Origin of the sequence: Paenirhizobium daejeonense (assembly GCF_014280875.1) — a bacterium.
In the GTDB taxonomy this organism is placed as follows: Bacteria; Pseudomonadota; Alphaproteobacteria; order Rhizobiales; family Rhizobiaceae; genus Allorhizobium; species Allorhizobium daejeonense.
This window is the reverse complement of the sequence record NZ_JACLAL010000002.1, coordinates 323,869-347,902: the sequence shown is the minus strand read 5'-3', so window position 1 is coordinate 347,902 and position 24,034 is coordinate 323,869. Positions and strand designations below refer to the sequence as shown.

At 59.9% G+C, this 24,034-nt stretch carries 18 protein-coding genes; 16 read left to right on the top strand and 2 right to left on the bottom strand.

Translation table 11 applies throughout. The features are described 5' to 3' along the window. Window position 1 precedes the first annotated feature (1 nt). Genes ftsW through murB form a run of 4 tightly spaced genes read left to right on the top strand, consistent with a single transcriptional unit; the run spans window position 2 to window position 4,673 of the window. Window positions 2-1,156 (top strand): putative lipid II flippase FtsW, encoded by a 1,155-nt coding sequence (ftsW, locus tag H4I99_RS05275; RefSeq protein ID WP_099058273.1) that lies wholly within the window; start codon window positions 2-4, stop codon window positions 1,154-1,156. Window positions 1,157-1,162: 6 nt separating this feature from the next. After that, entirely contained in the window at window positions 1,163-2,281 is a 1,119-nt protein-coding gene (murG, locus tag H4I99_RS05270) for an undecaprenyldiphospho-muramoylpentapeptide beta-N-acetylglucosaminyltransferase (RefSeq protein ID WP_163899786.1), read from the top strand. After that, window positions 2,281-3,702 (top strand): UDP-N-acetylmuramate--L-alanine ligase, encoded by a 1,422-nt coding sequence (gene murC, locus H4I99_RS05265; protein WP_163899783.1) that lies wholly within the window; start codon window positions 2,281-2,283, stop codon window positions 3,700-3,702. Before murG ends, murC begins: the two co-directional genes overlap by 1 nt. Further along, a complete protein-coding gene (murB, locus tag H4I99_RS05260) occupies window positions 3,699-4,673 on the top strand; it encodes a UDP-N-acetylmuramate dehydrogenase (RefSeq protein ID WP_163899781.1) in 975 nt (324 codons plus the stop codon). Before murC ends, murB begins: the two co-directional genes overlap by 4 nt. A 16-nt stretch (window positions 4,674-4,689) precedes the next feature. Here the strand turns inward: murB and H4I99_RS05255 are convergent, their stop codons facing one another. After that, a complete protein-coding gene (locus tag H4I99_RS05255) occupies window positions 4,690-5,784 on the bottom strand; it encodes a metallophosphoesterase (RefSeq protein WP_163899779.1) in 1,095 nt (364 codons plus the stop codon). 137 nt (window positions 5,785-5,921) lie between these two features. Further along, the gene (locus H4I99_RS05250) at window positions 5,922-7,229 is read right to left on the bottom strand and encodes an MFS transporter (protein WP_163899778.1); all 1,308 of its coding nucleotides are present in this window, start codon (window positions 7,227-7,229) and stop codon (window positions 5,922-5,924) included. 427 nt (window positions 7,230-7,656) lie between these two features. On the opposite strand from H4I99_RS05250, the gene H4I99_RS05245 reads away from it, so the two are divergent. The 12 genes from H4I99_RS05245 (at window position 7,657) to H4I99_RS05190 (ending at window position 23,946) form a co-directional block, all read left to right on the top strand. After that, window positions 7,657-8,583: a D-alanine--D-alanine ligase gene (locus H4I99_RS05245; RefSeq protein ID WP_163899776.1), complete on the top strand. Its 927-nt coding sequence runs from the start codon at window positions 7,657-7,659 to the stop codon at window positions 8,581-8,583. Further along, window positions 8,571-9,503: a cell division protein FtsQ/DivIB gene (locus H4I99_RS05240; protein ID WP_244624920.1), complete on the top strand. Its 933-nt coding sequence runs from the start codon at window positions 8,571-8,573 to the stop codon at window positions 9,501-9,503. The genes H4I99_RS05245 and H4I99_RS05240 overlap by 13 nt, the downstream gene beginning before the upstream one ends. Then, a complete protein-coding gene (gene ftsA, locus H4I99_RS05235; RefSeq protein WP_163899772.1) occupies window positions 9,500-10,831 on the top strand; it encodes a cell division protein FtsA in 1,332 nt (443 codons plus the stop codon). The genes H4I99_RS05240 and ftsA overlap by 4 nt, the downstream gene beginning before the upstream one ends. 101 nt (window positions 10,832-10,932) lie before the next feature. Continuing rightward, a complete protein-coding gene (gene ftsZ, locus H4I99_RS05230; protein WP_163899770.1) occupies window positions 10,933-12,696 on the top strand; it encodes a cell division protein FtsZ in 1,764 nt (587 codons plus the stop codon). Window positions 12,697-12,964: 268 nt separating this feature from the next. Then, window positions 12,965-13,918 carry a UDP-3-O-acyl-N-acetylglucosamine deacetylase gene (gene lpxC, locus H4I99_RS05225; RefSeq protein WP_163899768.1) on the top strand — a complete coding sequence of 318 codons (954 nt, stop codon included), beginning with the start codon at window positions 12,965-12,967 and terminating at the stop codon, window positions 13,916-13,918. Window positions 13,919-14,245: 327 nt separating this feature from the next. Next, the gene (locus H4I99_RS05220) at window positions 14,246-15,055 is read left to right on the top strand and encodes an outer membrane protein assembly factor BamD (protein WP_425314362.1); all 810 of its coding nucleotides are present in this window, start codon (window positions 14,246-14,248) and stop codon (window positions 15,053-15,055) included. 32 nt (window positions 15,056-15,087) lie between these two features. Further along, window positions 15,088-16,761, top strand: coding sequence for a DNA repair protein RecN (gene recN / locus H4I99_RS05215; RefSeq protein WP_163899764.1), 1,674 nt, complete (start codon window positions 15,088-15,090; stop codon window positions 16,759-16,761). A 69-nt stretch (window positions 16,762-16,830) separates the two neighbouring features. Beyond that, on the top strand, window positions 16,831-18,279 hold the full coding sequence (cls, locus tag H4I99_RS05210; protein WP_163899762.1) for a cardiolipin synthase: 1,449 nt from the start codon (window positions 16,831-16,833) through the stop codon (window positions 18,277-18,279). Window positions 18,280-18,397: 118 nt separating this feature from the next. Continuing rightward, window positions 18,398-19,216 (top strand): endonuclease/exonuclease/phosphatase family protein, encoded by an 819-nt coding sequence (locus H4I99_RS05205; RefSeq protein WP_163899761.1) that lies wholly within the window; start codon window positions 18,398-18,400, stop codon window positions 19,214-19,216. Between the two features lie 64 nt (window positions 19,217-19,280). Beyond that, window positions 19,281-21,440, top strand: a complete 2,160-nt coding sequence (gene ligA / locus H4I99_RS05200; RefSeq protein ID WP_163899759.1) for an NAD-dependent DNA ligase LigA — start codon at window positions 19,281-19,283, stop codon at window positions 21,438-21,440. 192 nt (window positions 21,441-21,632) lie between these two features. Next, complete coding sequence (locus H4I99_RS05195; RefSeq protein WP_163899757.1) at window positions 21,633-22,889, top strand: glycosyltransferase family 4 protein; 1,257 nt, start codon at window positions 21,633-21,635, stop codon at window positions 22,887-22,889. Between the two features lie 76 nt (window positions 22,890-22,965). Next, entirely contained in the window at window positions 22,966-23,946 is a 981-nt protein-coding gene (locus H4I99_RS05190; RefSeq protein WP_163899755.1) for an NAD-dependent epimerase/dehydratase family protein, read from the top strand. The last annotated feature ends 88 nt before the right edge of the window (window positions 23,947-24,034 follow it).

Below are 24,034 nucleotides of genomic sequence, written 5' to 3'. Positions count from 1 at the left end.
GATGGTAAGCCGCGCGGAGAGGGGACCCGTCGCAGACTGGTTCTGGACGATCGACCGGTTGTTCATGATCACCTTCATTCTGTTGATGGGGATCGGTTTCATGCTCTCCTTCGCGGCGTCGCCCGCGGTTGCGGAGAGGCTGGGGCTCGACAGTTTCCACTTCGTAAAGCGTCACGCGGCCTTCATGCTGCCGGCGATCGGGGTGATGATCGGCCTGTCTTTCCTCAGTCCCCGTCAGGTCCGGCGAACGGCCATGGTGCTGCTGGCGGTGTCGCTGGCAATGATGATCCTCGCGCTGTTCTTCGGTATCGAGGTCAAGGGCGCGCGGCGCTGGATCACGATTGCGGGCATCTCCATCCAGCCTTCGGAATTCATGAAGCCGGCCTTCGTCATCATCTGCGCCTGGCTGTTCTCCGAACATGCCCGCCAGCCTGAAATTCCCGGCAATCTCTTTGCCATCATCCTGTTCGGCATCGTTGCGGCACTGCTGATTGCCCAGCCTGACCTTGGACAGACCATTCTGACCTCGGTGGTGTGGGGCGGCATGTTCTTCATGGCGGGCGTGCCATGGTTCTGGATCTCGCTGCTCGGCGGCCTCGGCGCGGCCGGCATTTTCGGCGCATACCTTACGCTGCCGCACGTCGCGGGTCGTATCGACCGGTTCCTCACCGGCGAGGGCGATACGTTCCAGGTGGATACCGCTCGCGAGGCGATCATTCGCGGCGACTGGTTCGGACAGGGGCCGGGCGAAGGCATCGTCAAGCGGATCATCCCGGACAGCCACACCGACTTCATCTTTTCCGTCGCGGCGGAAGAGTTCGGTATCATCTTCTGCATGGTGCTCGTGTCGATCTTCGCCTTCCTGGTGATCCGCGGGCTCAGCCATGCCTTCAAGGAACGCAACGACTTCAACCGTTTCGCGGTTGCCGGCCTCGTGCTGCAGATCGGCGTCCAGTCGATGATCAACATCGGCGTCAATCTCGAACTGCTGCCGGCGAAGGGCATGACCCTGCCGCTGATCTCCTACGGCGGCTCCTCCATGATCGCGATTTGCGTGACGGCCGGGTTCATTTTGGCGCTGACGCGTCGGCGACCCGAAAAGCGGGCGCAGGAGCGCAGCCTTTTCCGGGTCGCTCACGGCGTCCCCGCGGAGTAAGACGACATGTCCAAGGGCATTATCCTTCTCGCCGCCGGTGGTACCGGCGGTCATCTGTTTCCGGCCGAGGCGCTGGCGCACACGCTGACCGAGCGCGGCTACTCGGTTCATCTGGTGACGGACAGCCGCGCCGAGCGTTATGCCGGCAAGTTTCCGGCGGAGGCAATCCACACGGTTGCCTCGGCGACGATTGGATCGAAGAACCCCGTGGCTTTCGGCAAGGCTCTGTTGTCGCTGTGGAAGGGCTTCCGGCAGGCCAAGGCGCTCATTCGGCGCCTGAAGCCCGTAGCCGTTGTCGGTTTCGGCGGTTATCCCACCGTGCCGCCCTTGCTCGCCGCGGCCGGTCTCGGCATCCCGACCGTCATTCATGAGCAGAATGCCGTCATGGGGCGTGCCAACAAGGCGCTCGCTTCGCGAGTGAAGGCGATTGCCGGCGGCTTCCTGCCTGAGGGTGGTGTATTTGCGTCCAAGACGGTGGTCACCGGTAATCCCGTGCGGCCTGCCGTCATTGCCGCGTCATCGGTGACTTACCAGCCATCGCTGGAAGGGCAACCGTTCCGTCTTGTGGTTTTCGGCGGAAGCCAGGGCGCGCAATATTTTTCAGCCGCCGTGCCGAATGCTATCAGCCTGCTCGACGATGACCTGCGCAAGCGACTGAGCGTCACGCAGCAGGCGCGGCCCGAGGATCACGACCGGGTCACGGCATGCTCCGGCAAGCTCGGCATCTCCGCAGAGATCCAGCCTTTCTTCACCGACATGGCCGCAAGGATCGCAGCGGCCCATCTGGTGATCTGCCGTTCTGGCGCGTCCACCGTATCCGAGCTCGCGGTGATCGGACGTCCGTCCATCCTTGTGCCCTATCCGTATGCATTGGACCATGATCAGGCGGCGAATGCCGCCGCGTTGGCCGCGACCGGAGGTGCGAAGGTGATTGCCCAGTCCGAACTCAGTCCCGAGCGTCTTGCGCATCTGTTGAGCGAGGCCATGCAGAACCCGGAAAAGCTTGGCAAAATGGCGGAAGCTGCGAAAACTGCTGGTAAGCCGGATGCTGCGCGCTTGCTCGCCGATCTGGTTGAGGCTATTGCCGCAGGCAAGGGCGTGGCCGACTTGAAGGGAGCCAATTGATGAAAATGCCGAAGTCCATCGGGCTGGTCCATTTTATCGGGATCGGCGGCATCGGAATGAGCGGGATTGCAGAAGTGCTGCACAATCTCGGGCACAAGGTGCAGGGGTCGGACCAGGCCGACAGCGCGAACGTACAGCGTCTTCGCGCCAAGGGTATCGAAGTGTTCGTGGGTCACGACGCGGCCAATCTCGGCGATGCCGAGGTGGTCGTGGTCTCGACCGCGATCAAGAAGACCAATCCAGAGCTGGTTGCCGCGCGAGAGAAACTGCTGCCGATCGTGCGACGGGCTGAAATGCTGGCCGAGCTGATGCGCTTCCGCAATGCGATCGCAATCGGCGGCACGCATGGCAAGACGACCACGACCTCGATGGTCGCTGCGCTGCTCGAAGCGGGCGGGCTTGATCCGACCGTCATCAACGGCGGCATCATCAATGCTTATGGCACCAACGCCCGCATGGGCGAGGGCGAGTGGATGGTGGTTGAGGCGGACGAGTCCGACGGCACCTTCCTGAAGTTGCCGGCCGAGGTGGCGATTGTCACCAACATAGATCCCGAGCATCTCGATTATTATGGTACATTTGAAAATGCGCGCGCCGCTTTCCGCCAATTCGTGGAGAACGTGCCGTTCTACGGCTTTGGTGTCATGTGCCTCGATCATCCGGAAGTGCAGGCTCTGGTCGGCAAGATCGAGGACCGAAAGGTGATCACCTATGGTGAAAACCCGCAGGCTGACGTCCGCTTCTCGAATGTACGCCTGGAAGGTACCCATTCGACCTTCGACGTCGATATCCGCCGCCGTCGCACGGGCCGCGTGTTCAGCTTTAAGGACCTGAAGCTGCCGATGCCGGGTCGTCACAATATTTCCAACGCTTGCGCTGCTATCGCGGTCGCCAACCGTCTCGACATTCCTGAAGAGGCGATCCGTAAAGGCCTTTCGAGTTTCGGCGGCGTCAAGCGTCGCTTCACACTCACTGGCACCTGGAACGGGGTGCAGGTCTTCGACGACTACGGGCATCACCCCGTCGAGATCAAGGCCGTGCTGCGGGCTGCACGCGAAGCCTGCAAGGGCCGAATCATCGCTGTGCATCAGCCGCATCGTTATTCGCGTCTTGCCAGCCTGTTTGAGGATTTCGCCAACTGCTTCAACGATGCCGACACGCTGTTCCTGGCACCCGTCTATGCGGCGGGCGAGGATCCGATCGAAGGTATCGACGCAGAAGCGCTGGTTTCCCGCATCAAATCGGGCGGACATCGTGATGCCCGTTACCTGTCGTCGCCGGAGCAGCTCGCGCCGCTCGTCGCAGCTATTGCGCAACCCGGCGATTTCGTGGTCCTGTTGGGTGCAGGCAGCATCACGTATTGGGCGGCGGCGCTGCCGAAGGAATTGGAAGCTTATTCGGGTTCGGGAAAGTCGGAATGAAACAGGTAGACGGAGAAAAACTTCTGGCTTCGCTCGGCAAGGGCGTTGATGGTTTGCGCGGTAGGTTGACCCCGGATGCGCCGATGGATCGTGTGACGTGGTTCCAGGCCGGCGGCCTGGCCGAACTCATGTTCCAGCCGCATGATACGGAGGATCTCGTCGCCTTCCTCAAACTGCTTCCTGAATCGGTTCCGCTGACAGTCGTTGGTGTCGGTTCCAATCTCCTCGTCCGCGATGGAGGGATTCCGGGTGTCGTTATCCGCCTGTCTGCCAAGGGTTTCGGTCAGGTCGAACTGGCGGGCGAGAACCGTATTCGCGCCGGCACCATCTGCCCCGATAAGCATATCGCTGCGATGGCGATGGACCACAACATTGGCGGTTTCGCTTTCTTCTACGGCATTCCGGGTTCGATCGGCGGTGCTGTCAGGATGAATGCGGGTGCTAACGGTGGCGATACGGCTGGCCGGCTGGTCGAGGTCGAGGCTGTCGACAGGCAGGGTAACATCCATGTACTGTCCAAAGCCGATATGGGCTATAGCTACCGCCATTCTTCCGCGCCGGAAGGACTGATCTTCACAAGTGCCGTGTTCGAGGGCTATCCCGACGAGAAGTCCAAGATCCGCGCTGAGATGGATGCCGTGCGCCATCACCGCGAGACGGTGCAGCCTATTAAGGAAAAGACGGGTGGCTCGACCTTCAAGAACCCGGAAGGGCATTCCGCTTGGGAATTGATCGACGAGGCCGGTTGTCGTGGCCTGATGATCGGCGGCGCGCAGATGTCGTCGCTGCACTGCAATTTCATGATCAACATTGGCCACGCCACCGGCTACGATCTCGAATATCTCGGCGAGACCGTGCGCCAGCGCGTATTCGAACATTCCGGCATCAAGCTGGAATGGGAAATCAAGCGCCTAGGCACCTTCATGCCGGGCCGCGAGATCAAGCCGTTCATGGGCGTTACGACCGAGTAATCAGGCTCGGCGCATATCAGCCCAGAACCTTGCTGGAGGCGGCGACGAAAGTGACGCCGCCTTTTTCGTCTGCAGTTTCCGCTAGCGCGACGTCCATGAAGCGGTCGGTGATCCTGACAATACCGAAGCCCCCCTTGTAGGCTGCCGTAGGCTTGACGATATCCAGCCCGGCATTGCGATAGATCATCGGCGTATCGTGCTCATGGCCGTGAAAGACGGCGGCCACGTTGTATCCCTGGATCGTATTGAGGAAGGCCTGCCGCTCTGTATCAGACCACCAATGGGGCGGGCCGCTGCCATCATCGTCGAAGGTCTTCTTCTCCGGATCCCATTTCTCCAGAGAAAATGAATCCCAGCCGTAATGTTGGAACAGCACCACCGGCCGGCCATCGGCGGCGAAGGTGGCAAGGTCCTGTTTCAACCAGGGCAAGCCGCTGGCTGCGCCTTTGCCGGTGTCGCCGGCGAAGCGCTGCATCTGGACGAGGTGCAGTCGGTCCCAGTTCCATGAATAGCTGTCGGATGCCTCATCGTAATTGTCAGCTGGATAAGGCGGCTTGAAAAATACGCTTGGCTTGTGGTTCAGCCGGACATAGTCGCGCAATTCGTCTCGATACCAATCGATATCCGGCGGTCTGCCGTCCTGATCGAGGTCGTGATTACCGAGACCCACATAAACCGGATAATGTATGCGGTCAGGACCTGAGCCTTGGCGGTATCGTTCGGAAAATTGTCGGAGTTGACCGCCTTCTCGGGGTAAGGCGGTTTGCCCGCCGCCATCGTCTGTAACGTCGCCGCAGACGACGAGTCCGCGCGGGGTGGCGATCCGGCTACCTGCTCCGGCCAGCGAGGAAGGCCTGTCGCCGATTTCGTCCGGCCAGCGCTGACCGTGGATAGCATTCAGCGCCCTGATCTGGCGCAACAGGTTTTCGTCCGTCTTTCCTTCTTCGGCGCAGCCGGGGCTCAGTCCGTCACCGACCCGGCAGGCATGTACGTCATTGGTAACGAGGAAGGTAACGTCCGTCGCGGAGGATGCGGCACGGGCTGCCGGCGGAAAGGTTTGCATGGAGCCAAACGCCATCAGTCCGTTCAGCATTGCTCGTCTTGAAATCATCAGGAACCCTCATCGTTCAAGGCGATCTTAGCGGGCAGAAATCAATGCGAAAAGGCGAAATGCTCTGGATAGTGAACAAGAAAAAGGCCGCTAAAGCATATGCTTCGCGGCCTTTCTTGCGTTTTTGATTCGGCGCGTCAGACTTCTTCGCGGCCCGACGCCAGGATGCAGATCAGGGTAATCACGGCCGAGAGACCGAGATAGAAGCCAACGGCGGTCATGCCATAATTGGCCTGCAGCCAGGTGGCGATGTAAGGCGCGAGCGATGCGCCTACGATGCCGGCGAAGTTGAAGGTCAGCGATGCGCCGGTGTAGCGGACGTTCGTCGGGAACGGCGCGGCCAGTGCTGCGCCGATCAGGGCGTAGGTCATGCCCATCAGCGCCATGGCGACCACTGCGAAGAGGGCAACGCCTCCTTCACCACCTTGCAGCAGCGAAGGCAGCAGGAAGGAGAAGAGGCCGATCAGGATGGTAATGAGGATCAGCGACAGGCGGCGGCCGATCTTGTCACCGATCTTGCCGGTGATCGGAATGAAGATACCGAAGACGACCGAGCCGAGAATCTGGATCTCCAGGGCATCGAGGAACGGGATCTGCAGGACCTTGACGTTGTAGGAGAGCAGCCAGGCGGTGCCGATGTAGAACAGCACGAAGGTGACCAGAGCGACGAACGTGCCGAGGAAGAGGCTGCGCTTGTATTTGGTGAACACCTCCGCAGCGGGAACCGCCACGCGTTCCTGCGTGTCGATCGCCTTCTGGAAGGCCGGGGTTTCGCTGATTGAGAAGCGGACCCAAAGGCCAAGCCCGATCAATATGGTGGAGGCAAGGAAGGGAACGCGCCAGCCCCAAGCCAGAAGGGCGTCATTGGAGATGAAATGCAGCAGCAGCCAGAACGTGCCGGATGACAGGAACAGGCCGACCGGAGCGCCGAGTTGCGGGAACATGGCGTACCAGTTGCGCTTGCCTTCGGGAGCGTTTTCGGTGGCTAGCAGCACGGCGCCGCCCCATTCACCGCCGAGACCGAAGCCCTGACCAAAACGGCACAACGCCAGCAGCAGCGGGGCGACAACACCGATCTGCTCGTAGCTCGGCAAAAGGCCGATGACCACGGTAGAGATGCCCATCGTCAGAAGAGCTGCGACCAGTGTCGTCTTGCGGCCGATGCGGTCGCCGAAATGGCCGAAGACCACGGCGCCGAGCGGGCGGGCAAAGAAAGCGATGGAGAAGGTGGCGAAGGATGCGAGCAGCGCGGTGGTCGGATCGTTGTTCGGGAAGAACAGCGTTGGGAAGACCAGCACGGCCGCCGTTGCGTAGACATAAAAATCGAAGAACTCGATTGTCGTGCCGACCAGACTGGCCATCAGCACACGCGCGGGAGAATTCAATGCGGCGTTGCCGGAAGACGTGGTCGCAGTCGGCGATATGGGAGATATCGCGTCTGACATTTACAGTTTCCAGTTCGGGAGTTTCTTAACAAAACCTACAGAAAGGTTGCATGCTCATTAATACAATTTTCCTTCTTGTAAAGCGTCAAGTTCGCAAGAAATGGAATGCTAGCGTGTCCGACGCGGCCATAAAGTTGCCATTAGAGATAGATTTCCGTTGTGAAACGGCGGGTTACCGATTCGGTTGCCGCATTTGGTTTTCCCAGGGCGCTGCAAGCGCCGCCTGCGGGAAATCTGTGTTGCAGGCGGAAAGCCGTTGGCGGATTTCGTTAAAATGAGGCTGCTCGGGGCCGGTTGGTTAACGAAAGTAAACGCTTCATTAACCTTAATGTCGTTTTACTAAGACAACGGTCGAGGCGGTCATCAACTGAGTCCGCTTCCGGCTCCAAGTCGGTCAGTATGTTTCATTTTTCCTGCGGGGGCGTTGATGAGTGGCAAGCATGTAGCCGTCCTGATGGGTGGTCTCTCTTCGGAGCGACCGGTTAGCCTTTCTTCCGGGGCTGCCTGTGCGGAGGCTCTCGAAGCCGTCGGCTATCGTGTGACGCGCGTCGATGTCGACCGTGATATCGGACAGGTGCTCGCCGATCTTCGTCCTGACGTCGCCTTCAATGCGCTGCATGGTCCCTTCGGTGAGGATGGTACCATTCAGGGCGTCCTTGAATACCTGCAGATTCCCTACACGCATTCGGGTGTGCTGGCGTCTGCTCTGGCCATGGACAAGGCTCAGGCCAAGATCGTCGCGGCCAACGCCGGTATCCCGGTTGCCGAAGCGAAGGTGATGATGCGCTTCGATATCGGAACGGAACACCCCATTGCTCCACCCTATGTGGTGAAGCCGGTTCGTGAGGGGTCCAGCTTCGGTGTTGTCATCGTTCGCGAGGATATGGCTCATCCGCCGCAGTCGCTCCTTTCGAGTGAATGGCGTTATGGCGATCGGGTCATGGTCGAGCATTATGTTGCTGGTCGCGAACTTACCTGCGGCGTCATGGGCGGCAAGGCGCTCGGTGTCACGGAAATCGTGCCGCAAGGCCACAGCTTCTACGACTATGATTCAAAATATGTCGCCGGCGGTTCCCGGCACGTACTTCCTGCAGAAATTTCACCGAAAATTTACCAAAAAATACAATCATTGGCAGTTAAGGCGCATCAGGCAATCGGGTGCCGAGGGGTTAGTCGTTCGGATTTTCGCTTCGATGATCGTTTGTCCGAAGATGGTGAGCTCGTCTGGCTGGAGATTAATACTCAGCCCGGAATGACGCCAACCTCGCTGGTGCCTGAAATGGCTGCTCATGTTGGTATGGGCTTTGGTGAATTTGTCAGTTGGATGGTGGAGGACGCGTCTTGTTTGCGGTGAGGGGCGATAGATCGGAGGACTTTGCGGCGTATGGCGCCCCCGCCTCTGCGGCTTCCGCGGAGGGTGTGGTTTTGCCGCGTCCGCTGCGGCGTGTCGTGCGCTTTATCGTTAGTCTCTGCTCTGGGCGCATCGCGATCCCGGCGCATGCGGGCAAGGTTTCGTTCGTCGGATTCTACTCCGCGATCGCAGTTTACGGGGTTGTAATTGGTGGTCATGGGCCGGCGGTCAGTCACGCTCTGACTTCGTTCGCGGGTTTCGCGATCGAAGATGTCAAGGTTACCGGTAACGAGCAGACTTCGGAAATCGATATTCTTCAGCTTCTCGGTCTCGATGGCTCTACCAGTCTTCTTGGTCTCGATATTACGGCTGCGCGCCAGTCGTTGAGCGATCTTCCCTGGGTCGAATCGGCAGAGGTTCGCAAGATTTATCCCTCGACGGTCGAGGTGGTCCTGCGGGAGCGTAAGGCCTATGGTATCTGGCAGCACGGAACGGAGCTGTCTCTGATCGAGAAATCCGGTAGCGTCATCGCGCCGTTGCGTGACAACAAATTTGCGAGCCTGCCGCTCTTTGTAGGGCGGGATGCCGAAACTGCGGCCTCGGATGTCGAAACGGAATTCGCGAAATTTCCGGAGATCGCTTCGCGCGTTAAGGCGTATGTGCGGGTTGCCGGTCGTCGCTGGGATATCCATCTCGATAATGGCGTCGTTGTTAAGCTTCCGGAGGATGGTGTGGCTGGCGCGCTCGAGCGGCTCTCGCGTCTCGATGCCGATCAGCAACTCCTTTCCCGTGATATCGCTGCTGTGGATCTTCGCTTGTCCGATCGCACCACCGTCCAGCTGACGCCGGAGGCGCAGGAGCGTCGTCTGGTTGCTGTCGAAGAACGTCGTAAGGCACTCAAGAAGGCGGGGCAGAGCATATGAGTTTGTTCGGAAGCTCCCATTTTGGTCTCCCGCGCATCAAGCCGCTTTCCTCGAAGCGTAGTCATGTGGTGTCAGTGCTGGATATTGGCTCCAGCAAGGTCGTCTGCATGATTGGTCGGCTGACGCCGCGCAAGGAAAGTTCCGTGCTGCCGGGACGTACTCATAATGTCGAGGTCATCGGCATCGGTCACCAGCGTTCGCGCGGGGTTAAATCGGGCGTAATCGCTGATCTGGATGCGGTCGAAAACGTTGTCCGTCTCGCGGTCGATGCCGCCGAGCGTATGGCCGGACTTACCGTAGAGAGCCTGATAGTCAATGTTTCTGCCGGACGTATCGGTTCGGACGTCTATACGGCGACTATCGACCTTGGCGGACAGGAGGTCGAATCTGGCGATCTGCGCAAGATTCTCGTCGCCGCCGGGCAGCAGTCCCAGGGCTCCGATCGAGCCGTCCTGCATTCGTTGCCGACCGGCTTTTCGCTGGATGGCGAGCGCGGCATTCGCGATCCGTTGGGCATGTATGGCGATATCCTCGGTGCCGAAATGCACGTGGTCACCGCCGAACGCGCAGCGCTCAGGAACCTCGAACTCTGTATCAATCGCGCTCACCTGACGGTCGAAGGTGTCGTTGCGACGCCCTATGCGAGCGGCCTTGCCGCACTGGTCGATGATGAAGTCGAACTCGGTTGTGCCGCCATCGACATGGGTGGTGGCATGACGACAATCTCGGTCTTCGCAGAAGGCAAGCTGATCCATACCGATGCCATCGCGCTCGGTGGCCACCATGTGACGACCGATGTCGCTCGCGGCCTTTCGACTCGGATCGAGGATGCCGAACGTCTCAAGGTGGTGCATGGTTCTGCGCTTGCGAACGGTGCCGACGATCGTGACGTGATCTCCATTCCGCCGATCGGCGAGGACGATCGCGACCAGCCAACCCAGGTGCCGAAGGCGCTGCTGACGCGGATTATTCTCGCTCGAATCGAAGAGACACTTGAACTCCTTCGCGATCGGATTCAGAAGTCGGGTTTCTCGCCGGTTGTTGGCAAGCGAGTCGTTTTGACAGGTGGCGCAAGCCAGCTGACGGGTCTTCCCGAAGCTGCGCGCCGTATCCTTGCCCGCAATGTGCGAATCGGGCGCCCGATGGGTGTCGCCGGCCTTCCCGCCGCGGCCAAGGGTCCCGCTTTCTCGACTGCTGTCGGATTGATGATTTATCCGCAAGTTGCTGACCAGGAAACCCATGCCGGGCAGGCAGGACTGTTCTCGCCGTTCGGTAACGGCAACAGCCGCATCGCCCGTATGGGCCAATGGTTGAAGGAAAGTTTTTGAGTTCAGTCCGTCGGTTCGCGCAGGGGCGAGGCGAAGGGCGAAATGGTTGAAATGACATGGCCGGCGTGGCGATGCGGCCGGAAAGAGAAGGAACTGGTACCATGACCATCAAGCTGCAGAAGCCTGACATTACCGAGCTGAAACCCCGGATCACAGTGTTCGGCGTTGGAGGCGGCGGCGGCAATGCCGTCAACAACATGATCACCGCAGGCCTCGAGGGCGTCGATTTCGTCGTCGCCAACACCGATGCCCAGGCGCTGACCATGACGAAGGCAGAGCGTATCATCCAGCTCGGCGTCAACGTCACGGAAGGCCTCGGCGCCGGCTCTCAGCCGGAAGTCGGTCGAGCTGCTGCCGAAGAGTGCATCGATGAGATCATAGATCACCTCAACGGCACGCACATGTGCTTCGTCACCGCTGGCATGGGCGGTGGCACAGGCACCGGTGCAGCTCCGGTCGTCGCACAGGCCGCCCGCAACAAGGGCATACTGACGGTCGGCGTGGTTACCAAGCCGTTCCACTTCGAAGGCGCCCGTCGCATGCGACTCGCCGAATCCGGTATCGAGGAACTTCAGAAGTCGGTCGACACGCTGATCGTCATTCCGAACCAGAACCTCTTCCGCATCGCCAACGACAAGACAACCTTTGCCGACGCTTTCGCGATGGCCGACCAGGTACTCTATTCCGGCGTTGCCTGCATCACCGACCTGATGGTGAAGGAAGGTCTCATCAACCTCGACTTTGCCGACGTCCGCTCGGTCATGCGCGAGATGGGTCGTGCAATGATGGGTACCGGCGAGGCTTCCGGCCAGGGCCGCGCAATGCAGGCTGCTGAAGCCGCCATTGCCAACCCGCTGCTCGACGAAACCTCGATGAAGGGTGCTCAGGGTCTTCTGATCTCCATCACCGGTGGTCGCGACCTGACGCTGTTCGAAGTCGACGAAGCTGCGACCCGTATCCGCGAAGAAGTCGATCCGGATGCCAACATCATCCTCGGCGCTACCTTCGACGAATCGCTTGAAGGCATCATCCGCGTGTCCGTGGTTGCCACCGGAATCGACCGCGCGGCTCTCGCCTCCAAGGGTTTTGAAGCTGCTCCGCTGTCGAAGCCCATTATGCGTCCTTCCGCGGCCGTTGCTTCGGCTCCGGCCGCATATCAGCCTGCAATGGCGCAGGCACCCAAGACCGTTATTGACCCGGTCGCCGAAACCATCCGCTCGGCTGAAGCCGAAATGGAGCGTGAACTCGAAATCGCAGTTGCCCGCCAGGCTGTCGCCGCTCCGGTGCAGCAGCCGGTTGCCGAACCGGAATTCCGTCCGGCAAGCCGTCTGTTCGCAACGCCGGTTGCAGAGGCGGCACCGGCACCGGCGCCGGCTCCCCGCATGGCAGAACCGATGGCCGCTCCGGTCATGAGCCGCCCGTCGGCCCCGATGGCTACACCGGCTCCGCAGACGATGGCAGCCGCTCCGGTTCGTCATGAGCCGATTGCTCCGGTCGCCCGCCAGCCGGTTGAGCAGGTCCGCATGCCCAAGGTCGAGGACTTCTCACCTGTTGTCCGGGCCGAGATGGACCAGCGCGCGGCTCCTGCAGCCCATGACGAGCGCGGTCCGATGGGCCTGCTGAAGCGAATCACCAATTCGCTGGTCGGCCACCAGGAAGGCGAACAAGCCGCTGCCGAAGCTCCCGTACATGCTCCGACTGCACCCGCTGCCCAGCGTCGTCCGCTTTCGGCCGAGGCCAGCCTCTATGCTCCGCGTCGCGGGCAGCTTGATGATCAGGGACGTCAGGTCCCGGCCGCTCGTTCCGCCCATGGCGGTGACGACGAGTTGGAAATCCCTGCCTTCCTGCGTCGCCAGTCGAATTAAGGCGAGCCTTACAGAGTGTTTTGAAAGCCCGGATGAATGTCCGGGCTTTCTTTGTTACGGGTGCATGCAGGGACGTTCGAATTGTCTTTTGTTTTCAAAGTCGTTGGATCGTAACAATCCGAAACGAACAGTGATTTGGAATGTGGATTGGGCCGCCGTATGAAGAGGATCAATACAGCGGCTGGAGCGCCGAAAGGCCGCCGGCCCGGGAAATGACAGGCCGGATCCCGACAACTATGCGACCGGCTGACAGACAGAGGCAGTATTCATGGCAATCGCATTGCTCGGATTTCAGACAACCATTGCGGCACCGCTCAGCCTGACCGGCATCGGTGTGCATTCCGGGCGGTCCGTGACGATCAATCTTCAGCCCGCAGAGGCCGGTACCGGGATCGTCTTCGTACGGTCGTTCGATGACGGCACGCAGGTCGAATACAAGGCCGTTTCCTCGCAGGTGGGTAACACCGATCTCTGCACAGTGCTGGGGACGTCGCCGGCTCGCTCCGTTGCGACCATCGAACATGTCATGGCGGCCATCTATGCGCTCGGTCTGGACAATCTTCTTATCGAGGTCGACGGCGCTGAAATGCCGATCATGGACGGCAGCTCCGAAGTCTTCATCGAGGCGATCGAGCAAGTCGGTATGGTCAATCTTGGCGTCAAGCGCCGTTATATTCGAGTGATCAAGCCGGTCCGGATCGAAGCAGGCGCTTCCTGGGCCGAGTTTCGACCTTATGACGGAACGCGGTTCGAGGTTGAGATCGATTTCGACTCGCCTCTGATCGGTCGGCAGAGCTGGCAGGGCGACCTGACGGCGGCAACATTCAAGACTGAATTGTCGCGTGCCCGTACCTTCGGCTTCATGCGTGATGTCGAGCGTCTCTGGGCTGCAGGCTTCGCTCTGGGGTCGTCGCTGGAGAATTCGGTTGTCATCTCCGACGACAACACCGTCATCAACGTCGAGGGGCTTCGCTATGCGGACGAATTCGTTCGCCATAAGACGCTGGATGCCGTTGGCGACCTTGCACTCGCTGGTGCCCAGTTCATCGGTTGCTATCGGTCCTATCGTGGTGGCCACAAGCTCAACGCCAATGCGCTGAAGGCTCTTCTGGAGAATCGCGACGCTTACGAGGTGGTTGAGGCTCCGGCCCGCAGCCAGCAGGCGAGGGCGCGTGAATTCGTCGCGGTCAATGTTCCGGAATTTGCTCCCTGGTCTGCCTGAGGACTGGCATTCCGGGCGTTTTTCCTTCCATTTGCATATTGCCTGCCTCCATTGTCCCGCTTCTTCCCTGGAGCGGGACAAGTCGCAACCGGCGGGTCCTAACAAAACGGGCAGAAGGTTACGGTCCAATTCCGGGTTTTCCTTACGGATCGCCACAAAAATGCGTTAAAGCGATATCATTGCGTTGCTCTCCTGCCGCTTTTGTGGCTAGAAACGCCATTTGAAAGCGACGGCTTTTCAAACGGCGCTGCAATCGGGATCTGTCGAATGAATCAAGTAAGGTCGGTCGTTGTGAAGAAAGCCGTACGTATTGCCAGCGTTTTTGTGATGATGACGGTATCCGGTGCGATGCTCGCGGCCTGCCAGTCCGATCCCGATATCGATATTACCAAGCTCGGCGTTGACACGGATCCACCGGAAACCCTCTACAATCAGGGCCTTGCCAACATGAAGGCAGGCAATATGTCGGAGGCGTCACGCAAGTTCGACGCCGTCGATGCGCAGCATCCCTTCTCAGAGCCGGCGCGCAAGTCGCTGGTGATGGGGACCTTCGTGAAATATCGCATGGGTCGTTATCCCGATGCGATTACCAGCGGTACCCGTTATCTGAACCTTTATCCGAAGTCCGACGACGCGGCATACGCACAGTATCTTGTTGGTCTTTCCTATTGGAAGCAAATTTCCAGCGTCACGCAGGACCAGAAAAACTCGTTTAAGACCATCGAGGCGATGCAGAAGGTCGTGGATCAATATCCCGACTCGGAATATGTCGACGATGCCCAGGCCAAGATCCGATTTGCGCGCGACCAACTCGCCGGCAAGGAGATGCAGGTCGGTCGTTACTATCTGGAGCGCAAGGAATACCTTGCTTCGATTTCCCGTTTCCGCACAGTCGTCGAGAAGTATCCCAACACGAACCAGATCGAGGAAGCGCTCGCGCGCCTCGTAGAAGCCTATTATGCGATGGGCGTCGTGCAGGAAGCGCAGACTGCTGCGGCTGTTCTCGGCCACAACTACCCGGACAGCCAGTGGTATGCCGATTCCTACAAGCTCTTGCAGGGCAACGGGCTGGAGCCGCGTGAAAACGCAGGTTCGTGGATTTCCCGCGCCGGCAAGAAGCTCCTGCTCGGGAGCTGATATACCCGCCATTCAGGTGAGATGAGGCAGCCATGCTCGTCCAGTTGTCGATCCGCGATATCGTTTTGATCGAGCGGCTGGATCTTGCCTTCGAGGCCGGGCTCTCGGTGTTGACCGGTGAGACCGGGGCGGGCAAGTCCATCCTGCTCGACAGCCTCTCGCTCGCCCTCGGTGGACGCGGTGATGGCTCGCTCGTGCGCCACGGCGAGGAAAAGGGGCAGGTTACTGCGGTCTTCGACGTTGGCGGGGATCATCCGGCTCGGACGCTCTTGCGCGGAAACGGCGTCGATGACGACGGCGACCTCATCTTCCGGCGAATCCAGTCGTCCGACGGGCGAACTCGAGCCTATATCAACGATCAGCCGGTCTCCGTACAGCTCATGCGGCAGGCAGGGCAATTGCTAGTCGAAATCCACGGTCAGCATGACGACCGGGCGCTGGTCGATACCGATGCGCATCGGATGCTGCTCGACGCATTTGCCGGCCTCACAGATGAAGTCGTTACAGTGGGCGACGCCTATCGACGCTGGCGGGAGGCCGACCGTGGGCTGAAGGCCCACAGGGCACGTGTCGAGGCTGCGGCACGAGAGGCCGATTATTTGCGAGCCTCCGTCGAGGAACTTGAGAAGCTTGCTCCCACGGATGGTGAGGAAGATGCGCTTGCTGAACGCCGCACGGCGATGCAGAAATCCGAGCGCATCGCCAGCGATATAGCGGAAGCCTCCGAATTCCTGAACGGTCATGCTTCGCCCGTTCCACTGATTGCGTCGATGGTTCGGCGGCTGGAGCGCAAGAGCCATGAGGCTCCCGGCCTCTTGGAGGAGACTGTCCAACTGCTCGATACTGCGCTGGATCACCTTTCCAACGCGCAGATGGAGGTCGAGGCAGCGCTCCGGCGTACCGAATTCGACCCCAACGAGCTGGAACGAGTCGAGGAGCGGCTGTTTGCCCTTAGGGCGGCCGGCCGCAAGTTTTCGGTGTCTGTCGCCGATCTGCCGGCTTTGGCCGAAAAGATGATCGCTGATCTTGCCGAACTCGATGCAGGCGAGGAGCGGCTGGGCGAGCTGGAGAAGGCCGTGGAGGTGGCGAGGGAGCATTACGACCAGCTTGCCTCGTCCCTGTCTAGAAAGCGTAACAGTGCCGCCTCGGCGCTCTCTGATGCGGTGATGGCGGAACTGCCGGCATTGAAGCTCGAGCGCGCCCGGTTCATGGTGGAAGTGAAAACCGATCCCCAGGCGGCCGCGGCCGAGGGGATCGATACCGTCGAGTTCCATGTCCAGACCAACCCGGGAACACGGCCGGGACCGATCATGAAGGTTGCCTCCGGTGGGGAACTCTCTCGCTTCCTGCTGGCGCTGAAGGTTGCGTTGGCCGATCGCGGGTCGGCTCCCACGCTGGTCTTCGACGAAATCGATACGGGGGTCGGCGGCGCAGTTGCCGATGCCATCGGCCAGCGACTGAAGCGACTTTCGGTCAAGGTGCAGGTGCTGTCGGTCACGCATGCGCCACAGGTTGCTGCCCGCGCGGCGACCCATCTGCTGATTTCCAAGGGACCTTCCGGCGAGGCCGGCGACAAGATCGCAACCAGGGTTGCAACGATGGAGCCGGAACGACGGCGGGAAGAGATTGCCCGTATGCTGGCCGGGGCCTCGATTACCGACGAGGCGCGGGCTGCTGCCGCCAAGCTCCTGGCTGGCGAGGGTTGACCTATTCTAGATCGGTCCTCGCGGGCGCAGATTGCTTTTAGCGGCGAAACCTGTTTCCTTCGGGATATAATGACAGGCATCTTCGCAACCTACTGGGCTGAAATCCTTGCCATTCTCTCTCTGGTGATGGGAACGCTGGCGGCTGTCCATGCGACCATGACCAAGCGAGATGTCCGCTCGGCTATCGGTTGGGTCGGCATCATCGTTCTTTCGCCGTTGATCGGCGCCCTGATCTATGCCGTTGCCGGCATCAATCGCGTTCGCCGCAAATCCCTGATTTCCCGGCGTAGCAGGCGTTTCGAGGAGCTTTGGAAAAGGCTCTCGGAATATGGAGTTCCGCGCGAGGTGGTGGCTGACAAGTTCGGCAGTCGCATGGCGGCCCTGAAATCGCTCGGAGATACTGTCGGCCATCACGCACTCCTGTCCGGCAATCGCATCGATATTCTGCATACGGGCAGCGAGACCTATGCCGCGATTTGCGCCGCTATCGATGCGGCCGAGCGTAGCGTGATCCTTGAAACCTATATTTTCGACCGGGATCCGGCCGGAAAACGCGTTGCAGATTGTCTTGCAGCTGCTGCCCGGCGGGGAGTCGAAGTTAGGGTTCTGGTCGATGCCGTTGGCGCCCGATACAGTGTGCCGAGCATCATAGGTTATCTGAAGGATCGCGGCGTACCCGTGGCTTCCTTCAACGGCAAGGTCATCGTTGGTATGCGGCTGCCCTATGCAAACCTGCGCACCCACCGCAAGATCGTGGTGATCGACGGCAAGGTTGCGTTCATGGGTGGTATGAATATCCGCGCAGCTTTCGAAGGCGAACACGCTGCGCGCGATACTCATTTCCGCGTCACGGGACCCGTCGTTGCCGATATTTTCGCTGTTGCGGCGGAGGATCTGAATTTCGAGACCGGCGAGGTGCTGACTGGAAGAGCCTGGCAGGTGGCGGTGGATGACGGGGTGCAGGGCGGTCCGGCCTTCGCTCGCGCCATCGTATCCGGCCCCGACAGCAATATCGAAACGAATCACAAGATCCTGATGGGCGCGTTTTCGACCGCGGAAAAGTCGATCAGGATCATGTCTCCCTATTTCCTGCCGGACAACATCCTGCTTGCGGCTCTGTTCACGGCTGCGCGGCGCGGTGTCGTGGTCGAAATCGTTGTGCCGTCGCAGAACAATCTCGCGATCGTCAGCCACGCGATGACCTCGCAGTTCGCGCAGATCCTGAAAGAAGGCTGCCGCATCTACAATGCACAGGGGCCGTTCGATCATTCAAAGCTTCTGACGGTCGACGGGCAATGGGCGTTCGTAGGCTCATCCAATCTCGACTCCCGTTCGCTGCGGTTGAATTTTGAGATCGACATGGAAGTGTTCGACAGGGACTTTGCGGCGGCGATCGATAAGCGGATCGATGCGGCACTCTATCATGCTGAGATGTTGTCCTTCGATGCCTTGCAGGCGCGGCCTTTCGCCGTTCGCCTCCTCAACCGTGTTTTCTGGCTGGGGTCGCCCTATCTATGACAGGCGACAGTGAGATTGGGCAAATCGTCGGTTTACTCGGCATCTGCCATGAAATCTCTTTTGCGGCGCAGTATGCTGCGACTCGCAATGGTGCTTATGAAACTGGCATGGAAACGAGATGACGAAGACCAACGGCAACCTCGCCAGGACAATGCTTGCCTCGATCCGGAACCGTGCCAATCGCTCCATAATCCGGCCTTTCGATCAGCGCGACGGATCGCTGGTGGTCGCTTCCTACAATGTTCACAAATGCGTCGGCACGGACGGCCGTTTTGATCCGGAGAGAATCATCGAAGTGATCTCCGAGATCGATCCGGATGTGATCGCTCTACAGGAGGCGGACCAGCGTTTCGGGGAGAAATCCGGACTTCTCGATCTGCCCCGCCTCAGGCTGGAGACTGGATTGACGCCGGTTCCAGTACTCGCCAAGCCGAAATCGCATGGCTGGCGCGGCAATGTACTGCTGTTCAAGGAAGGCATGGTGCGCGATGTGCATCAGGTGGCGCTGCCAGGACTTGAACCGCGTGGTGCATTGGTCGCGGAAATCGATCTTGCCCGGGGTGAGGGGCTTCGAGTCATTGCAGCCCATCTTGGGCTGTTGCGCTGGGCGCGCAGGCAGCAAGCGGATGTGATTCTCGATATCATGGGGGCAAGGGAAGAGCGCCCGACCCTGTTGATGGGGGATTTCAACGAATGGCGCCTCGGGCCGGGTTCCGCGCTCACACGGCTCGAATCGGTGTTCGGCCCGTTGCCTCCGCCTATCCCGAGTTTTCCAGCCCGCCTGCCGATGCTCTCCCTCGACAGGATCATGGCGAACCGTGTCGGGCTCATCGCGGAGCTTGCGGTTCACGATACGCCGCTTGCGCGTATTGCCTCCGACCACCTGCCTTTGACGGCGAGGCTGGAGTTTGGAGAGGGGCTTCGCTCAGCAGGGTGAGTGCCCGCTTTCCATTCTGTCAATTTCGGTTAATACCGGAAGCTCTTAAATTCGGAGCATGGCCATGGCAGAGGATATCATCGCAGTCGCTGATCTGACCGGGGAGCAGGCCGCCGCCGAACTGGCGCGGCTCGCCGCCGAGATTTCGAGGCATGATGCTCTTTATCATGGCAAGGATAGGCCGGAGATCTCCGACGCCGATTACGATGCGCTGAAGAGGCGCAACGATGCAATCGAGGCGCGCTTTCCGGCGCTCGTGCGTGCCGATAGTCCTTCCCGGCGGGTTGGTGCCGCACCGCTCGCCACATTCGCGCCGATCGTCCATGCACGGCCGATGCTGTCGCTCGACAATACCTTTTCCGACGAGGATGTCGCGGACTTCGTGGCTTCCGTCTATCGCTTCCTTGGTCGGCTGCCGGACAATTCCATTGCGTTCACGGCCGAACCGAAGATCGACGGTCTCTCCATGTCGATCCGTTACGAGGCCGGCCGGCTGACGACCGCTGCGACACGTGGGGACGGTACGACCGGCGAGAACGTCACAGCCAACATCCTCACCATCAAGGACATTCCACGCCAGTTGCCAGCGGGAGCGCCCGATGTCGTAGAGGTGCGCGGAGAGGTCTACATGGCAAAGAGCGATTTCCTTGCGCTCAACGCGCAGATGGAGGCCGAGGGAAAGCAGACCTATGTCAATCCACGTAACACCGCCTCGGGCTCCCTTCGCCAGCTCGATCCGAAGGTAACTGCGAGCCGTAACCTGAAGTTCTTTGCCTATGCCTGGGGCGAAATGTCGACGATACCGGCGGACACGCAGTTCGGGATGGTAAAGGTGTTTCGCGAATGGGGCTTTCCGGTCAACCCGCTGATGAAGTGCCTGCATTCGACCGAGGAGATACTGGCGCACTACCGGGAAATCGGTTTGATGCGCGCCGATCTTGATTACGATATCGACGGGGTCGTCTACAAGGTCGACCGGCTCGATCTGCAGGAACGGCTGGGCTTCCGTTCACGCTCGCCCCGTTGGGCGACGGCCCACAAATTCCCCGCCGAGCAGGCCTTCACCACCGTGGAGAATATCGAGATCCAGGTCGGACGCACCGGCGCGCTGACGCCGGTCGCCCGCCTCGAACCGATCACGGTCGGCGGTGTGGTCGTCACCAATGCCACATTACACAATGCAGACTATATCAGGGGCATCGGCAATTCCGGTGAGCGCATCCGTCCTGACGATCACGATATTCGCATCGGCGACACGGTCATCGTCCAGCGTGCCGGTGACGTTATCCCTCAGGTCCTGGACATCGTGCCGGAGAAAAGACCGAACGGGGCACTGCCTTACGTGTTCCCGAAGACATGCCCGGTTTGCGGCAGTCACGCAGTGCGTGAACTGAACGAGAAGACGGGCAAGCTCGATTCGGTCACCCGCTGTACCGGCGGTTTCGTCTGTTCGGCGCAGGCCAAGGAGCACATCAAGCATTTCGTCTCGCGCAATGCCTTCGACATCGAAGGGCTGGGAACGAAGCAGGTCGATTTCTTCTTCGAGAACGAGGATCCTGCGATCCAGATCCGGACCGCGCCCGACATTTTCACATTGCAGCGTCGGCAGGAGTCGTCATCCCTGACGAAGCTCGAGAATATCGAGGGCTTCGGTCGAGTCAGTGTGCGCAAGTTGTTCGACGCAATCGACGCGCGCCGGCAGATCGCGCTGCACCGGCTGATCTTTGCGCTTGGTATTCGCCATGTCGGCGAGACCACCGCCAAGCTTCTCGCCCGCTCCTACGGGTCTTATTCGGCTTTTGCCGAGGGGATGAAAGCGGCCGCACCTATGCACGGCGATGCGTGGAACGAGCTCAATGCCATCGACGGTATAGGCGAAGTCGTTGCTGCTTCTATCATCGAGTTCTTCAAGGAACCGCGCAACATGACCGTGGTCGAGCGCCTTCTTCAGGAAGTGACGCCGCTCGACGCAGAGGCGCCCACGACGAGCGGCAGCCCGGTTGCCGGAAAGACCGTGGTCTTCACGGGGTCTCTGGAAAAATTTACCCGTGATGAAGCCAAGGCGAGAGCCGAAAGTCTGGGGGCCAAGGTCGCCGGTTCGGTATCGAAGAAAACGGATTATGTCGTTGCCGGACCCGGTGCCGGGTCGAAGCTCGACAAGGCCCGCGAACTGGGCGTAACCGTCATGGACGAGGACGAGTGGCTGGCCCTCATCAGTGGTTGAAATCCTGATTCCACTGGCTCTTTTCAGCGAGGCATATAGTCGTAAAATTCAGTGCAATAACTCAAAAGGATAAATTGAACTACCACCCCGAAATGTAGGTCAATTGTCGTCGAGAACGATGGGCCGGCTGGGGAGTCTGAGGGTATTTCACACCCTCCGTCGTTTGGTTCTTTATTGGTGGACCACGGCGCCATGCGACTTGTTATTGTAAACGATGTATCGGTAGTTCTGGGTGGTGCGACAAAGGTCGCGATGCAGTGTATCGAGGCGGGGATAGCCGCGGGGATGGACTGTTCGGTCCTTGTCGGTGACGATGGAGAGGGCGTGCGTGCCCGTTTTCCCGGAGCGAAGGTGACTTCTCTCGGAGAGCGACCCTTGCGTGATGGTGTTCGCCTTCGGGATGTTATCGACCGAAACTACAATCGCCGTGCTTACGAAGCGTTGGACAATATGCTTGCCGAGGGCGACGAGGAGACCGTAGTTCACGTGCACGGCTGGTCGCAGATCCTCTCGCCCTCCATCTTTCACGCTCTTGCCCGCCACCGAGCCCGCGTGATCGTCACTGCCCATGATTTCTTCCTCAACTGTCCGAATGGCGGTTACCTGAATTTCAGGACAGGCGATGTCTGCAATTATCAACCGATGTCGACAGCGTGTGTTTGCAGCAACTGCGACAAGCGCAACTACATGCACAAGCTGTGGCGTGTCGGGCGGATGCTGACGCAGCGTTCTGCCGGGCAGACATTCTGGAACCGGGTGGAGGTCATTCTCGCCCATGAAAACATGGAGCCCTATCTTCGCAGCGCTGGCCTCAAGCATTTCCGCACGTTGCGCACGCCTTGCAAGCCACTGACCGCTGAACCTGTGAGGGCCTGGCAGAACGACCGGACGCTTTTCCTCGGTCGCATGACCTGGGAGAAGGGCGTACGGACGCTTGCCGAAGCTCTCAATAGGACCGGCCGCACCGCCACGCTGATCGGTCAAGGACCGTTGCTCAAGGAAATGCAGGACGCCCTGCCAAACTGTTACGTGCCCGGCTGGCTGGAGGATAGCGAAGTCCAGCGGATTGCTGCCGAAGCGCGCTTCTTCCTCATGCCCTCGCGCATGCCGGAACCGTATGGACTGGTGGCCGCGGAGGCAATGATGAGCGGCATTCCGGTGATCGTCAGCAGCAATGCGTTGATTGCCGAAGAGGTCGCAAGCAATGGCGCCGGCCTCGTCTTCGAGAGCGGCAACGCCGCATCGCTGGCCGAAAAGATGGCGATGATGGATAGCGTTGTAACTGTCCGACGCCTCAGCGAAGGCGCTTATGAATATGGCAAGCGCATCGCGCCGGACGGCTACGAGTGGAGCCGGCGTCTTACCGATATCTATCAAAGGTCAAAGCCATCAGTCGTGGAGGAAGCCGAGGTCGGCTCCGTGCCTGAAAAGGTACGGCTGATTCACTAGCCCATGGCTTCGCAGCCGGTCCATGGGACAGGCCGAGGTTGAAGATGGGAACGGGTTTGCGGAGAGGGGCAACAGTATGGCAAGGGCTTTGGTGACCGGCGGCGCTGGCTTCGTTGGGCGGCACATCTGCTCCAGGCTTCTGGAGGAAGGGTTCGATGTCGTCTGTGTCGATGCGCTCGTTGCCGACACGGGAGCGCTCCGCCCTGAACGTTGGCCGCTTCAGCCGAAGGGCAACTTCACCTTCGTGCAGCAGGATTGCCGCGAATATTTCGCCCGCTCGACCGAGCGTTTCGACTATATCTATCATCTCGCCGCCATGGTGGGCGGAAGGGTCATGCTGGAGACACAGACACTCTGCGTGGCGGAAGATCTCTCCATCGATGCGCAGATGTGGAAATGGGCGGCGGAGACCAGACCGGGCTGCGTGGTGTTCTTCAGCTCAAGTGCTGCCTATCCCATCGGCTTGCAAGGGCCTACCGGGCATAAGCTCCTAAGCGAGGGGATGATCTCTTTCGACGAGGATATCGGCGTTCCCGATCTCAGCTATGGCTGGGCGAAACTTACCGGGGAATTCCTGATGAAGCTCTATGTCGAGCGATATGGCGGGCGGGCTATCGCTTACCGGCCCTTCAGCGGCTATGGCGAGGATCAGGACCTTGCCTATCCCTTTCCGGCGATCTGCAGGCGGCTGATGGGCGAAAGAGGGCAGGACGAGGTGTTCGTCTGGGGCTCAGGCCGGCAATGCCGCGACTTCATCCATATCTCGGATTGCGTGGATTTTATCTGGCGAACGGTCGATCGGCTGCCGTCGGGGGCAAGTCTCAACCTGTCGACGGGTGTCGCAACTTCGTTCATTGCACTGGCGGAGGAAGTGGCTCGGCAAATTGGATGGGAGCCGAAAGTTTCAGGCCTTTCCGATAAGCCGGAAGGGGTTTTCTTCCGCTGCGGCGATACGGAACTGCAGTCCGACTACGGGCTCTCCCCGTCCATCGACCTGCGCCAAGGCATAACGCGCATGCTGGACCATCTGAATTTTGCCGCCGGAAGGGCGGCATAAGCCGAGTACAAAGGGCCGGGCTTAGCGTGCCTTGGGGCAAGGCCGGCTGAGGAACTCAAAGTATCCACATACTGACGGAGTCGACCAG